Source organism: Phenylobacterium sp., from assembly GCF_013822795.1.
Classification (GTDB): Bacteria; Pseudomonadota; Alphaproteobacteria; order Caulobacterales; family Caulobacteraceae; genus Phenylobacterium.
Map to the genome: position 1 here is coordinate 100,257 of NZ_PNLB01000008.1, position 14,134 is coordinate 114,390.

Here is a 14,134-nt window from a genome sequence, read left to right on the forward strand (position 1 = left end):
GCGGATGTCGCATCGCGCCCGACTGCCGCGTCCTAGGGGCAGACCGCAAGGAGATCGACATGACCGACCGTGAACTCGTCCTGACCCGTATCGTCGACGTCCCCGCCGACAAGCTGTACCGCGGCTGGACCGAACCCGAGCTGATGAAGCAGTGGTTCGCCCCAAAGCCGTTCACGGTGCCGGTCGCCGAGACCGACGTGCGCCCGGGCGGGTCCAGCTTCGTGGTCATGAAGGGTCCGGACGGGAACGAGTATCCCAACCGCGGCGTCTATCTCGACGTCGTGCCGGGCGAGAAGATCGTCTTCACCGACGCTTTCACCGAGGCGTGGACGCCCTCCGACAAGCCGTTTTTCGTCGGCACCATCACCTTCGAGGACCTCGGCGGCGGACAGACCCGCTACACCGCCGTCGCCCGCCACTGGAGCGTGGAGGACAAGCAGGCCCACGAGCAGATGGGCTTCCACGAAGGCTGGGGGATCTGCCTCGACCAACTGGTCGAGGTGGCCAGGGCGCTCTAGGCGCCCCCGCCGAAGTCAGGCGCCGATCGGCAGGATCGGGGCCTCTGCGCGATAGAGGTGGAACTCGCTGGCGCAGAGGCTCCGCAGCCGCTCGAACTTCTCGGCGAAGGCCGGGTCCGAGAAGAACTGCCCGACATTGTCGGGGTCGGCGATGGCCTCGACATTGACGACGGTCTTGCCGTCGAGGCTCTTGGACAAGGTGCTCCAGAGGAACCCCGGCTTGGTCGCCGCCAGACGCACGATGTCGTCGATCGTCGCCAGCACGGCGTCCTGTCCGCCGGGCTCGGGGTGCATGACGTTGACGACGAAGACCGTGCCGGCCGGCAGGGGCGCGCTCGGATGGGACATGATGATGGTGCTCCATGCGCGGGTCGTTGCGCCGCCGCGTGGATCTAGCGCCAAGCGCATATCGGAAAATCAGGCCATAGTTCCGGACACTGCGGACAAATATTCCGCAATTGGAGCAGGCCATGAGTGACAGCAATCTCGCCGCCTTCGCGCTGGTCGCCCGGACCCGCAGCTTTACCGAAGCGGCGCGGCAGCTCGGCCTCTCGGCCTCGGCGTTGGGCAAGACCATCGCCCGGCTCGAAGGAGAGTTCGGGGTGCGCCTGTTCAACCGCAGCACCCGCAGCGTCGCCCTCACCGCCGAGGGCGCGCTTCTGCTTGAACGCGCCCAGCGCATTCTCGCCGAGTACGAGGCCGCCCGCGCCGAGCTCTCGCAGGCCGCCGCCGCGCCGCAGGGACGCCTGCGCGTAAGCCTGCCCCTGGTCGGCGTGGTGGGCGACGACGTCCTGGCCGCTTTCGCCGCGGCCTATCCGCAGGTCGTCCTCGACCTCGACTTCAGCGATCGGCTGGTCGACGTGATCCAGGAAGGCTTCGACATCGTGGTCCGCACGGGCGAGGCGGGAGACTCGGGGCTCTCGACGCGCACCCTCACGACTTTTCATCACGCGGTGGTGGCCTCGCCCGCCTACCTCACGCGTCATGGCGCTCCGCGCACGCCCGCCGATCTCGCAGACCATGCGCGGCTGCTCTATCGCTTTCCATCGACCGGGCAGGTCGAGGCCTGGCCCGTCCCCGGAGCTCCGACCGCCTTCCCCGCGGCCGCGACATCCAACTCCATCCGGTCTCTGATCGCCCTCGCGCGGGCGGGCCAAGGCCTGGCGTGCCTGCCCGCCTTTGCGGTGCAGCCGGCGATCGCCGCCGGCGACCTTGTCGAGGTGCTGGCCGATCACCTGGGACCATCCCGCGCCTTTCGCCTGCTTTGGCCGTCAGGTCGCCGCCCGCCTCCGAAGGTCCGCGCCTTTATCGACTTTGTGACGGCGAGAAGCGGCTCTGGCTGAAACACACCTGATGCTGGCAGAGTTGGTCGCCCGACACCCGGAGCCTCAGATGAGCGTCCAGATCCGCCCCTTCGTCGAAGCCGACCGTCCAGCCTGCCAGGCCATCGCCGCCTCGGCGGCGCTGACGTCCTACGGCGCGCACATGCCGCCGGAGTCGTTTGGCCCGCACGAGCCGCTTGAGCCAGCCGACCAGCGTGCGGTGGCGATCGTGGACGGCGAGATCGTCGGCTTTATCGAGCTGGTCGGCGCCCACGTCTCCAACGTGTTCGTCGGCCCGGCGGCGCAAGGCAAAGGCGTCGGCGGGCTGATGATGGCCTGGGCGGAAGCGCAGACCGAGGGACCGCTGACGCTGTCGGTGTTCACCGTCAATCCCAACGCCCGGCGCTTCTACGAGCGGCTCGGCTTCGTGGTTGAGGGGACCAAGACCATCGCCTTCGCCGGCGGCGAGCACGAGGTCTGGCGCATGCGCAAGGACCGCGCCGGCCCGGTTTGACGACGATCAAGGCGGGCTGCATCCAAGCCCCCTACTCAGACGTTGCAGTGACCAGGAGGTCGCTATGGCGCTTCTTTCCCACCCCCTGAAGACGCCGCAGCGCTTGCTCGGTCCGCGGCGGTCCTCCCTCGATCCGCCGCCCGGCGCTCCTCCGCCGCTTCGTCTGTCGCCAGGACGAGCGGCGGCGGGCGCATTGCTCACCATCATCGGCGTGGCCACGCTGGCTGGCCAGATCTTCGTCTTCAACTGCGGCTCGCAGGCGTGCGATCGCGCGATGATGACCATCGGCCTGGCGCTCGGCGCGGCATTGGCGGCGCTCTCCCAGTTGGCGATCATCCTTGGCCTGTGGCTGCTCTGGACCGCGCGGCGGCGCGACGCCTAAGGGCCTTGCCGCCTCCTATCGCGGCGCATAGGCTGGCCTCATTAATTTACGCCATAAAGGGAAGCGACGATGAGCGCGGCGGTGGAAACGACCCCCAAGTCGGAAGAGGTTCTCTATGAGGTGGCTGACGGCATCGCCACCCTCACCCTGAACCGGCCCGAGCGACTGAACACCATTTCCGGGCCGATGCTGGCCCGCCTGACGCAACTCTTGATCAAGGCCAACGAGGATCCGGCCGTCCGGGTCATCGTGCTGACCGGAACCGGCCGCGCCTTCTGCGCCGGGCTGGACCTGGTCGACGCGACGCAAGGCTCGGGCATCGGCTCGGACAAGCAGGTCTCGACGATCTCGGTGAACCTCGACCTGCGCAACACCCCGCCGACCGTGCTCTTCGCCATGGACAAGCCGACCATCTGCGCCCTCAACGGCTCGGCCGCCGGTTACGGCATGGACACCGCCATGGGCTGCGACATCCGCATCGCCGGCGAGAGCGCCAAGATGGCCGCCGCCTTCGTCAAGCGCGGGGTGGTGCCCGAGAGCGGCGGCACCTGGATCCTGCCGCGGCTGCTGGGCTGGGCCAAGGCGGCCGAGCTGATCTTCACCGGCCGCACCCTGTCGGCCAAGGAGAGCCTGGAGCTGGGCCTCGTCAACCACGTGGTGCCCGACGCCGAGCTGGCGGCCAAGACCCGCGAGATCGCCCTGGAGATGGCGGCCAACGCGCCGCTGGCGGTGCAGTCGGCCAAGCGGCTGATGCGGATGGGCCTGTCAGAGACGTTCAACGACCACGTCCACCACGTCTATCTGCAGTTCCTGCAGCTGATCCGCACCCACGACTTCAAGGAAGGCATGACCTCCTTCCTCGAGAAGCGTCCGGCGGACTTCCAGGGCCGCTAGAACTTCCCCGCCAGCAGCAGCCGGCCCGGCCCCAGCCGGGCCAGCACCTGCGGCAGGTCGCCCTCGTCGAAGGCGAAGCAGCCTTCGCTGCGGCCCAGCATGCCGTGCTCGGCGACCATCTTCGGGCTGACGTACCAGGCGCCATGCACGACGATGGCCCGCGGCTCGGCGTTGCTGTTGGAGCCTTCCAGGCCGTGCAGCCGCATCGAGCGGCCGTGCTTGCCGACATAGTAGTCGCCGGTGACGTAGGCCCCCTGGGACGTCGCCGCCGATCCCACGTCGTTGGAGAACGAACGCAGCCAGCCGCTGTGGGCGGGATCGGATCCGCGTCCGTGGGCCACCAGCAGACTGGTCGCGGTTCCGTTGCGCAGATCGACGAGGTGAAAGCGCGGCGCCTTCGACGGCGCGGTGAAGTCGGCGATCCCGACCACGTCGCGATAGGCGACCGCCCCGCCGGCGCGCTCCAGGCCGCGCCGCGCGAGCGACACGAGCGCCGGCGTCGTGGACGCCAGGGCCGGCGTGGCCGCACCAGCCGCCAAGGTGGCGAGCGCCGCCTGCATCAGGCGACGGCGATGAAACTGTCCGTCCAAGTCCGGCTCCATGGCTAAGCCGCAAATCTAGGGTCGCAGGCCGGCCATGACACCCGCCGGCAGCGAAAATGCGCGCTCCTGTCGCAGGGGCTAGCTGCGCGCGCCGAACCCGATGCTGCCGTCATCGTCCGCGCCGAGGGTCTGCACGCCGAGCACCGCGGCGGCGGGCGGGCCGCCGCGACAGGCCTCGGCCATCCGCTCCAGCGCGACCTCGTCGCCGATCGCCAGCAGTTCGACCGAGCCGTCCGGGCAATTGCGCACCCAGCCGTCCAGCCCGAGCGCCCGCGCCTGGCGCTCGGCCCACCAGCGATAGCCGACGCCCTGCACGCGTCCGGTGATGCGCAATCTGACCACGCGCCGTTCCATGTCGCCAACATGCGCCGCCCGACCGGGCGGTTCAATGTCATGGCCTAGGGGCGCGCCCGATATCCTGACGTATGGTCACCCGCCTAGGCTGTATGGAATCGATGGCGAGGGAGAAGGCGATGATCAGGCAAGCATGGGTGTTCGCGGTTGCGGCGATGGCGGCGAGCTGCGCGGCTCCGGGCGGCCAGGCGCCGCAGGTCCAGGCCAAGGCCGAGCCCAAGCCGATCCCTGAGATCCGCCCTGGCTACCTGGCCGGCTACATGCAGATGGGCAGCGCGCCCAACAGCCTGGCCATCATCCCCGGCCCGCCGACGGCCGGCTCGCCCTCCCAGGCCCGCGACGACGCCTCGGCCAAGGCGGCCGTGGCGCTGAACGGCAGCCCGCGCTGGTCGGTGGCCGTCCAGGACGCCGAGCTGAAGTTCCCGGCCGCGGCCGAAACCTTCTCCTGCGCGCTGGGGGTCAAGGTCAGCCCAGAGACCACGCCGCGGCTCTACACCATGCTGCGCCGGACCTTGGTCGACACCGGCCTGTCGACCTATCCGACCAAGACCAAATACCAGCGGGCCCGGCCGTTCATGGTCAACAACACCCCGATGTGCACGCCGCAGGAGGACGCCGAGCTGCGCAAGGACGGCTCCTATCCCTCCGGCCACAGCGCCATCGGCTGGGGCTGGGCGCTGATCCTGGCCGAGGCGGCGCCCGACCGCGCCACCGAGGTGCTGCATCGCGGCCGCGCCTTCACCCAGAGCCGCGTGGTCTGCAACGTCCACTGGCTGAGCGACACCGAGGAAGGCCGCATGATGGGCGCGGCCACCGTCGCCAAGCTGCACGATAACGCCGACTTCAAGGCGGATCTTGAGGCGGCCAAGGCCGAGATCCTGGCCGCCCGCGCCGCGGGCCAGCTGCCGACCCGCGACTGCGCGGCCGAGACCGCGGCGCTGGCGAACGGCTAGGTTCACGACCGCATCGCCCACAGATGTCATCCCGGTTTGCGCAGCAAGACCGGGCCCCATGAACACCTGAAGGGGCAAGGCGGCGCGGCCTTGGCCAAATCCCCTGCACCGCGCGAATGGGTCCCGGACAAGCCCTGACGGGATTTTCCGGGATGACACCAAGGGGCGCCGGAAGCGCGGATCAGCCGGCGTGGGCGGCTTCCAGGTCGGCGACGATGATCTTGCTCATCTTCAGCATGGCCTGGACCACCCGCCCGGCCTTGGTCGGGTCGGGATCGCTCATCAGCCGCGGCAGCGCCTTGGGCACGACCTGCCATGACAGTCCGAAGCGGTCCTTCAGCCAGGCGCACTGGCTGGGGGATCCGCCGCCGGCGATCAGCCCGTCCCAGTAGCGGTCGACCTCGGCCTGGTCCTCGCAGTCGATCACGAACGAGACCGCCTCGGTGAACTTGAAGTTCGGCCCGCCGTTCAGCGCCGTGAACCGTTGGCCGTCCAGCTCGAACTCCACGGTCATCACCTTGCCGTCCATGCCGCCAGGCGAGCCGGGCGGATAGCGCGTCACCGAGTGGATTTTCGAGTTCGGGAACAGCGAGACATAGAGCTCGGCCGCTTCGTGGGCCTGGCCGTCGAACCACAGGAACGGGTGGATCTTGCGCATGTCGTCCTCTCCAAAGGCGCCCGCTGGCCGGGGCGTCTCCAAAGGACGCACGAATACCGTCCACGCCGACATCCCGCCTCAACGCCAGGCGCGAACTCGGGTGAAGACCTGATTGCCGACGCCTCCGGCCCGCGCCCAAGCTTCAAGCGAGCCAGCATGGGAACGCGACTTGGCCGAGCAGCCATCGATCTTGCCGGTAAGCGGCGTCGACTCGATCTTCGAGGGCGGTCCTCCCCGGCGGCTGACCGCGCTGCTGCGACTGCCTTCGCCCGTCGCGCCCAACGCCGGCATGCGGGCGATGCTCACCATCGGGCTGGGCTGGATTCCGCTGGCGGTGCTGGTCGCCATCGACATCGTGCTCGGCCGCGCCGGCATCCTCTACAGCTTCGTCGAGGACATCGGCGTCCACGCCCGCTACGCCGTGGCCGCGCCGCTCCTGGTGCTGGGCCATGTCGTCTGCGCCCGGCGGCTCGGCCTGATCGCGCGCCACTTCCAAGGTTCGGGGCTGCTTAGCGAGGAGGACGAGGCCCGCGCGGCCCAGGCGCTCGACGCCGCCCGGCGCCGGGTGCACTCCCTATGGGCCGAGGCCGTCGTCCTGATCACAGTCTACGCCCAGGTCGCCACGCTATTCCTCACGGAGCCGGCCATTCTGGGCCAGGCGCGGTGGCAGGTCGTGGCCGACGGAGCGGGCCTGTCGCCCGCCGGATGGTGGCACGCCTTGGTCAGCATCCCGCTGCTGCTCGCGTTGCTGCTCGGCTGGCTCTGGCGCATCGCCAACTGGGCCTGGTTTCTGCGCACCGTCGCGCGCCTGGACTTGCGGCTCATCGCAGCTCACCCCGACCGATCGGGGGGGCTCGGCTTCCTCGCCCAGTCGGTCCGGGCCTTCAGCATCGTCGGCGCGGGGCTGGGGGCCATGGTCGCTGGCCGCCTCGCCTATGTGCACCGGCACGACCTTGCCGTGCCGTTCACCGATGCGATGTTGATGGGCGGCGTGACGGTCCTGATCGCGGCGCTCGCCGTCGGCCCGCTGCTGTTCTTCACGCGCCCGCTGATGAAGGCCTGGCGACAGGGCGCCTTGCAGTATGGGGCGTTGGCGACGGACATGGGAATCCAGTTCGAGCGCAGCTGGTTTCGCGGGCCGCGCGACCGCTCGATGCTGTCGGAGCCGGACTTCTCCGCCACCACCGACCTCTATCAGGTCGTTTCGAACGCCTATGAGATGCAGTTCGTCCCCGTCGATGTGCGCAGCCTGCTGATGCTGGCCGGCGCGACCCTCTTGCCCTTCGTGCCGGCGATGTTCCTCTCGATGCCGGCCGACGTCGTCATCGACGAGTTGAAGGCCCTGCTGTTCTGAGCCCGCGAAGCAGGTCCGGCCTCTGCCTCACCGTTCCAGCCAGCGCCGCCATTTCCGCTTGGGCTTCTCCGCAGGCGGCGGCGCGCGGGTCGCGACGGGCGGCGCGGGCGCCTCGGCCTTGGGCGGCGCGGGCGGCGGCAAGCTGAAGATCGCGCGATCGGCGGGCAGGAAGTCGACCCGTTTCAACACCCGCTCGCGCGGCGCCGTCAGGTCTCCGCCCGAAGCGACGACGCGGAACGGGATCATCACCGACCCCACCCTACGGTAGTCGGAAACCTCGATCGTCTCGGGCGCGCCCTGCCCGTCGTGCTCGATCATCCGAGCCAGCATGCCGGTGCGCGCATCGAACCACATGTCGCGCGGCGCGCCGCCCGCCGGCTGCACGCGCAGCACCTCGTAGCTGCGGCCCTGATGCTGGCGCACGCCCTCGTGAGAGCTGCGCAGGTCAAAGCGGCTCGGGAAAAAGTAGCCGTAGGCGCTGAAGAAGGCTTCGCCCCGAACCTTGGCCAGATAGGGCCCGCGGTCCGATCCGGTCGCCGCGCCGCTGGACAGGATCCGCCACTCGGCCGCGCCGTTGTAGCCCTGGATCAGCTTGGTCCCGCCGTCGATCTGGGTTTCCTGCCGCAGGCCAAAGCGCAACGGATCCGCCCAGCGCTCGACGGGCTGGCCGCCCTCTTCGCCGACCTCGTGCAACCCGCGCAGCATGTTCCAGGCGGCCGCCCCGCCCGAGGCCGCCCGCGCCTTGTCGAGCACGCGCTGGGCCGCGGGAGAGTTCTGGGCCTGCGCGGTCGCTCCGGCGGCCAGCACCGCGACGGCGACCACCGCGGCGAACAGCTTACGCATCGGCGAAATCCACATGAGCCGGGGAAGGAAGCGGCGAAGGTTGTCGAGAATGCGGCGAGTCGCACGCTCGTTCGGTTCTGTTAGCCCGCCGCGCCCTGACCGCAAAACGCGGGCCCGCAGTCTGGCGCTTGCTCCTGGTGAAAATTAGTTGCTATTTGCAAGTTAAAGAATGGCGCCGAGGGAGACGGTTCATGGACGACGCTGGTTTGGGGACGATCGAGGCCTTCCGCACCCAGGCGCGCGCCTGGATCGCGGCCAATTTCCCCGCGGACCTCGCCGGTCAGCCGGCGCCAGACATCGGCGAGACGCTCTCTCCCGTCCAGGACGCCTGGCGCCAGGCGATGGGCGCCTGCGGCTGGGGCGTGCCGACCTGGCCGGCGGAGTACGGCGGCGGCGGGCTCAGCCCCTCCGAAGCCCGCGTCCTGCGCCAGGAACTGACGGCCGCTCGCGCCTACAACCCGATCGGCGGCATGGGGGTCATGCTGCTGGGCCCGACGCTGCTGGAGTACGGGACGGACGCCCAGAAGCGCGAGCACATCCCGCCCATCGCCCGCGGCGAGCTCAACTGGTGCCAGGGCTTCTCTGAGCCGGGCGCGGGGTCGGACCTCGCCTCGCTGCAGACCCGCGCCCAGGACATGGGCGACCACTACCGGATCGACGGCCAGAAGGTGTGGACCAGCGACGCCCAGCACGCCGACTGGTGCTTCTGCCTGGTGCGGACCGACCTGGCCAAGAAGCACGAGGGCATCTCCTTCGTACTGTTCCCTATGGATCAGCCCGGCGTCGAGGTTCGGCCGATCGCGCTGATCGCCGGCAGCTCGCCGTTCTGCGAGACTTTCCTGACCGGCGCGCGGGCCGAAAAGAAGGACCTGCTGGGTCCGCTCGGCGGCGGCTGGACCATAGCCAAGCGGCTGTTGCAGCACGAACGCTCGGCGATCTCGGAGGCCGGCGAGGCGTTCGGCGCCGGTCGCCCGCTGCCGCAGCTCGCCGCGGAATACGTCGGTCTGGACGAAGCGGGCTGCATCGCCGATTCCGACCTGCGCATGCGCGTCGTCCAGTACGAGATGGACAACCGCGTCCTGCAGCAGACCGCCGACCGGGTGATGGCCGAGGCCAAGAGCGGCGGGCCGAGCGCCGCCACCTCGATCCTCAAGAACGCCGGCACCCGCGTGCTGCAGGACCGCGCCGAGCTGACCATCGAGATCATGGGCGCCCAGGGCCTGGGCTGGGAGGGCGAAGCGTTCACGGCCGAGGAGCTCGAGGTCGTCCGCATCTGGCTGCACGGCAAGGCCACCACCATCTTCGGCGGCAGTCACGAAGTGCAGAACAACATCATCGCCAAGCGGATCCTGGGCCTGCCCGACCCGATCGCGAAGACCTGACGCCGGCGGTCGGCGTCCGAAAGCCTTCCCTTCCCGTTGGACGGCCGGCTGTTGCAGCGGCCGCACACTCGCCTAATTACGATACTTTCGCGTTGACATAATATCGGGCACGGGGGAAAGGCTCGGCCGAATAACGCTGTGCGAGCAGCAGGCGCCTCGGCGCGCCGGGTACAAATCCAGGGGGATATTCATGTTCCACACCACCACCACGCGGTCGTCCGCGGCAATGAAGCGCGCGCTGCTGGCCGGCGCCGCAGCCGCCGCCGCGCTTGGCTCGGCCTCCGGCGCGCTGGCTCAGGACGCCGACTTCACGCTCGGCGAACTGGTGGTCACCGCCCAGAAGCGCACCGAGCGCCTGCAGGACGTGCCGGTCTCGGTCAACGTCGTCTCCGCCCAGACCCTGGCCGACAGCCATGTCTCGGGCCTGCAGCAACTGCAGCAGCTGTCGCCCTCGCTGACCTTCACGCCCTCGGCCAACACCCGCGGCCAGGGGCTGTCGGTGCGCGGCCTCGGCACCCTCAACTTCTCGGACGGCGTCGAGCCGACCGTGTCGGTGGTGCTGGACGGCGTCGTCATCGGCCGCAGCGCTGGCTCGTTCTTCGACTTCAACGACGTCGAGCGGATCGAAGTGCTGCGCGGCCCGCAGGGCATGCTGTTCGGCAAGAACGCGGCCGCCGGGGTGATCAACATCGTCACCGCCCGACCGAACCTCAATGAGTTCGAAGCCGACGCCTCGCTCAGCTACGCCACCTTCGACGAGGTGCGGGCCAAGGGCTCGGTCTCGATCCCGATCAAGAGCGGCGAGCTGGCCGCCCGGATTTCCGGTTTCTACAATGAATCCGAAGGCATCATCACCAACAAGTTCGACGGCAAGAAGTACAACGGCCTGAACTCCTACGGCCTGCGCGGCAAGCTGGTCTGGAGCCCGGACGACAGCTTCGACCTCTACGCGACGGTCGACTACACCAGCGCCGACCAGGACTGCTGCGTCAGCACCGTGCGCTCGATCCTGCCGACCACCCGCTACTTCGGCGCCACCGGCCCGACCCGCGCCTCGCTGTTCAACGGCGTCGAGGTCGGCCCCTACAGCCGCGAGGCCAATTTCGACGGCAAGGCGTTCAACGACCAGAGCACCTGGGGCGCCTCGGTCGAGATGAACAAGGAGTTCGACGCCTTCACCCTGACCTCGATCACCGCCTATCGGGCGTTCGAGGTCGAGGACAACAACGACGCCGACGGCGGCCCGCTGGCGATGCTGAACATCAACAGCGCCCATCAGAAGCAGGACCAGTTCACCCAGGAACTGCGCATCACCTCGCCGGCCGGGCAGCGGCTGGAGTACGTGGCGGGCCTGTTCTACTTCGACCAGGACGTCTCCACGACGACCGAGATCCTCGGCAACTTCGGCCAGGTGCTGCCGGCCGGCCAGTACTTCGAGAATTTCATCGATCGGGCGATCAGCACCCGCAACTTCGCGGCCTTCGGCCAGGCGACCTTCAACGTCACCGAAGACCTGCGGCTGATCGGCGGCCTGCGCTACACCAACGAAGAGCTTAAGGCGCGCTTCCTGCGCACCATTCCGGCCGGCGCGCGCGGCGCGGTCCCCAGCCTCGGCGGCCCGGCGCTCGACGCGCCGCACCTGAACGCCAAGGACGACGACGTCTCCGGCAAGCTTGGCGTGCAGTACGACTTCAGCGACGACGTCATGGCCTATGCGACCTACTCGCGCGGCTACAAGGGCCAGGCGATCAACCTGCTGAACAACCTCAGCGCCGCGACGGTCAACTCGGGCAAGTACGTGCTGGCCCCCGAAACGGTGAACAACTACGAGCTCGGCCTGCGGACCACGCCGTTCGACCGTCGGGTGGTCTTCAACATCACGCTGTTCCAGACCGAGATCGAGAACTTCCAGGCCCAGACCTTCGACGCCAACACGACGACGTTCGCCCTGGCGAACGCCGGTGAGCTGCGCTCGCGCGGCGTCGAGCTGGAGACCCAGTACCGTCCGAACCAGGCGTTCCAGTTCTCCGGCAACCTCGCCTACACCGACACCCGCATCGAGGACTTCGCCCCGGCCTGCTATCCCGGCCAGACGGCGGCCCTGGGCTGCGTCGGCGGACGCCAGGAAGTCACCGGCAGCGCCCTGACCAACGCCCCGATGTGGTCCTACACCCTGGGCGCCAACTACAACCGGCCGCTGGAGTCCATCCCGTTCGACCTGACGGCGGACCTCTCCTACAGCTACCGCTCGTCGGTGTTCTTCACCTTCCGCGACCCGAACACCATCCAGCCGGGCTACGGCCTGCTGAACCTGAATGTCGGCCTGCAGAGCCAGGACGGCCGTTATGGCGTCACCGTCTTCGCGCGCAACCTGCTGGACGAGCAGTTCTACTCCAGCATCGGCACCGGCTTCCTGGACACCAACGCCACCGGCGCCGGCTACACCCAGAGCCTGACCCAGGACGCGTTCCGCCGCGTGGGCATCGAAGCCCGCGTGCACTTCTAAGGCCGGTCGCGGCCCGCTTCGGCGGGTCGCTCCCATTCACGAGGCCAAGGAGAAAGGGCGCCGCAATCGCGGCGCCCTTTTTCGTACCCTAGTGCTCGAAGTAGCGAGCGAAGCGGCAGACCAGGTCGGTCGAGGGCCGTGGCCCGGAGCCGTACTTGCCCCATTCTTGGTCCCACAGCCGCTGCAGACGCGCGAGTTCCTGCGGATGGCGCGCGGCCAGGTCGACCGACTCCGCGAAGTCGACGTCGGTGTTGTAGAGCTCCCAGCGGTCCTGACCGCCGTCGCACGCTTGCAGGGCCACCGCCCGCCAGCCGCCATCGGTGATGGCGCGGTTGCCGCGAAGTTCTAAATACTGGGTCGTGCGCGCCGGCGGGGCCTTCGGATCGGCGAAGGTGGCGGCGAACGAGCGACCGGCGACCGGCAGCTGGCGCTCGCCGCCGACGGTCTCGGCGAACTGGGTCCCGGCGACCGCCAGCAGGGTCGGGGCGATGTCGACGACGTCGGCGTACTGGCTGCGCACCGCCCCGCCGTCCTTGATCACCGCCGGCCAGGAGACGATCAGCGGCGTGCGCACGCCGCCCAGGTGCGGCCAGAGCTTGTAGCGGCGGAACGGCGTGACCCCGGCCATCGCCCACGGCCGCGGATACTCGGCCTGGGTCTTGACCGTGCCCAGTTCGTCCAGCCGCGCGCGCTGCTGCGCCGGGGTCAGGGTGTTGGGGCGATAGAGCCCGTCGAACGATCCCGTCTGGCCGGCCTCGGGAGCCGCGCCGTTATCGGACATCAGCACGACGATGGTGTTGCGGCTGAGGCCCGAGGTCTCGAGATAGGCCAACAGCCGGCCGATCTGCTCGTCGGCGTGCTGCATGAAGCCGGCATAGACCTCCATGTAGCGGGCGTAGACCGCCCGCTCGTCCTCACTGAGCTCGGCCCAGGGACGGTCGCCCTCGGCCGACGGGGGCAGCACGGTGTCGGCCGGAATGATCCCAATGGCCTTCATGCGCTCGAACCGCTCGCGGCGGATCTCGTCCCAGCCCTTGTCGTAGACGCCCTTGTAGGCGTCGGCGTAGCGGGCCGGGACCTGCAGCGGCGCATGGGCGACGCCGAGCCCGAGGTTGAGGAAGAACGGTTGGGCCGGCGCCTTGCCTTGGTGCTCGCCGATCAGGGCGATCGACTTGTCCACCAGGTCGCTCGACAGGTGGTAGTCGGCCGGCAGGGTCGGGTGGATGTAGCCGTTGTTCTCGACGAGGTCGGGCTTGTACTGGTCCGTCCAGCCGCGCGCGAAGCCGTAGAAGTAGTCGAACCCGCGCTGCAGCGGCCAGGCGTCGCGCGCCGCGCCCTCGCCCAGTTGGTTCATCGGGATCAGGTGCCACTTGCCCACCAGCCAGTTGGCGTAGCCGGCGCCCTTCAGCGCCTGGGCCAGGTTCTGGGCGTTCTTCGGGATGTCGAAGGCGTCCTTCGGGAACGCAGTCGGCATGACCGCCGCCACGTCCGGGACGTCGGGCATGTTGACCGTGTGGCCGTTGCGGCCGGTGATCATCGCCGCCCGCGTGGTCGAACAGACCGCCTTGGTGTCGAAGCGGTTGTAACGCAGACCGCGCGCGGCCAGGGCGTCGATGTGCGGGGTGCGGATCTCGGCCCCGAAACAGCCCAGGTCGGAGAAGCCGACATCGTCCAGGACGATGGTGATGATGTTGGGCCGCGCGCCGGTCGCCGGCTTGCGCGTCGCCGCGACGGCGGCCCGCGCCAGGGCGGTCGAGGCCAGCAGGGAGGTGAGCAGGACGCGGCGATGGATCATGGACGGACTCCGGGGTTCCGCTCCGGTTTCGACCCGCCCCGATATTATGTCAACTTT

At 69.1% G+C, this 14,134-nt stretch carries 15 protein-coding genes; 9 read left to right on the plus strand and 6 right to left on the minus strand.

Annotated features, from left to right (window positions below):
• The first annotated feature begins 59 nt into the window (after positions 1-59).
• On the plus strand, positions 60-518 hold the full coding sequence (locus C0481_RS09160) for an SRPBCC family protein (RefSeq protein WP_293402872.1): 459 nt from the start codon (positions 60-62) through the stop codon (positions 516-518).
• Between the two features lie 15 nt (positions 519-533).
• Here the strand turns inward: C0481_RS09160 and C0481_RS09165 are convergent, their stop codons facing one another.
• Entirely contained in the window at positions 534-866 is a 333-nt protein-coding gene (locus C0481_RS09165) for an antibiotic biosynthesis monooxygenase (RefSeq protein WP_293402874.1), read from the minus strand.
• 122 nt (positions 867-988) lie between these two features.
• Between C0481_RS09165 and C0481_RS09170 the strand changes: the two genes are divergently transcribed.
• From C0481_RS09170 to C0481_RS09185, 4 genes are all read left to right on the plus strand, one after another.
• Positions 989-1,861: a LysR family transcriptional regulator gene (locus C0481_RS09170; protein WP_293402876.1), complete on the plus strand. Its 873-nt coding sequence runs from the start codon at positions 989-991 to the stop codon at positions 1,859-1,861.
• Positions 1,862-1,910: 49 nt separating this feature from the next.
• Positions 1,911-2,354 carry a GNAT family N-acetyltransferase gene (locus tag C0481_RS09175; RefSeq protein ID WP_293402878.1) on the plus strand — a complete coding sequence of 148 codons (444 nt, stop codon included), beginning with the start codon at positions 1,911-1,913 and terminating at the stop codon, positions 2,352-2,354.
• A gap of 64 nt (positions 2,355-2,418) precedes the next feature.
• Positions 2,419-2,736: a hypothetical protein gene (locus C0481_RS09180; protein WP_293402880.1), complete on the plus strand. Its 318-nt coding sequence runs from the start codon at positions 2,419-2,421 to the stop codon at positions 2,734-2,736.
• A 69-nt stretch (positions 2,737-2,805) separates the two neighbouring features.
• On the plus strand, positions 2,806-3,630 hold the full coding sequence (locus C0481_RS09185; RefSeq protein WP_293402882.1) for an enoyl-CoA hydratase-related protein: 825 nt from the start codon (positions 2,806-2,808) through the stop codon (positions 3,628-3,630).
• Here C0481_RS09185 and C0481_RS09190 read toward each other — a convergent pair.
• Entirely contained in the window at positions 3,627-4,220 is a 594-nt protein-coding gene (locus tag C0481_RS09190) for a murein L,D-transpeptidase catalytic domain family protein (RefSeq protein WP_293402884.1), read from the minus strand. The genes C0481_RS09185 and C0481_RS09190 overlap by 4 nt on opposite strands.
• Before the next feature lie 90 nt (positions 4,221-4,310).
• Positions 4,311-4,574: an acylphosphatase gene (locus C0481_RS09195; RefSeq protein ID WP_293402886.1), complete on the minus strand. Its 264-nt coding sequence runs from the start codon at positions 4,572-4,574 to the stop codon at positions 4,311-4,313.
• A gap of 131 nt (positions 4,575-4,705) precedes the next feature.
• On the opposite strand from C0481_RS09195, the gene C0481_RS09200 reads away from it, so the two are divergent.
• Complete coding sequence (locus C0481_RS09200) at positions 4,706-5,539, plus strand: phosphatase PAP2 family protein (protein ID WP_293402888.1); 834 nt, start codon at positions 4,706-4,708, stop codon at positions 5,537-5,539.
• A gap of 181 nt (positions 5,540-5,720) precedes the next feature.
• On the opposite strand, the gene C0481_RS09205 is transcribed toward C0481_RS09200, so the two are convergent.
• Positions 5,721-6,197, minus strand: a complete 477-nt coding sequence (locus C0481_RS09205) for a VOC family protein (protein ID WP_293402890.1) — start codon at positions 6,195-6,197, stop codon at positions 5,721-5,723.
• A 169-nt stretch (positions 6,198-6,366) separates the two neighbouring features.
• On the opposite strand from C0481_RS09205, the gene C0481_RS09210 reads away from it, so the two are divergent.
• Complete coding sequence (locus C0481_RS09210) at positions 6,367-7,551, plus strand: hypothetical protein (RefSeq protein ID WP_293402892.1); 1,185 nt, start codon at positions 6,367-6,369, stop codon at positions 7,549-7,551.
• 27 nt (positions 7,552-7,578) lie between these two features.
• On the opposite strand, the gene C0481_RS09215 is transcribed toward C0481_RS09210, so the two are convergent.
• Positions 7,579-8,394: a hypothetical protein gene (locus C0481_RS09215; RefSeq protein WP_293402894.1), complete on the minus strand. Its 816-nt coding sequence runs from the start codon at positions 8,392-8,394 to the stop codon at positions 7,579-7,581.
• 191 nt (positions 8,395-8,585) lie between these two features.
• Here C0481_RS09215 and C0481_RS09220 point away from each other — a divergent pair, with 191 nt between their 5' ends.
• Together C0481_RS09220 and C0481_RS09225 are read left to right on the plus strand one after the other, a co-directional pair.
• On the plus strand, positions 8,586-9,776 hold the full coding sequence (locus C0481_RS09220) for an acyl-CoA dehydrogenase family protein (protein ID WP_293402896.1): 1,191 nt from the start codon (positions 8,586-8,588) through the stop codon (positions 9,774-9,776).
• A 190-nt stretch (positions 9,777-9,966) separates the two neighbouring features.
• On the plus strand, positions 9,967-12,282 hold the full coding sequence (locus C0481_RS09225; RefSeq protein WP_293402898.1) for a TonB-dependent receptor: 2,316 nt from the start codon (positions 9,967-9,969) through the stop codon (positions 12,280-12,282).
• 88 nt (positions 12,283-12,370) lie between these two features.
• Here C0481_RS09225 and C0481_RS09230 read toward each other — a convergent pair whose 3' ends face one another.
• Positions 12,371-14,077 (minus strand): arylsulfatase, encoded by a 1,707-nt coding sequence (locus C0481_RS09230; RefSeq protein ID WP_293402900.1) that lies wholly within the window; start codon positions 14,075-14,077, stop codon positions 12,371-12,373.
• Positions 14,078-14,134 lie beyond the last annotated feature (57 nt).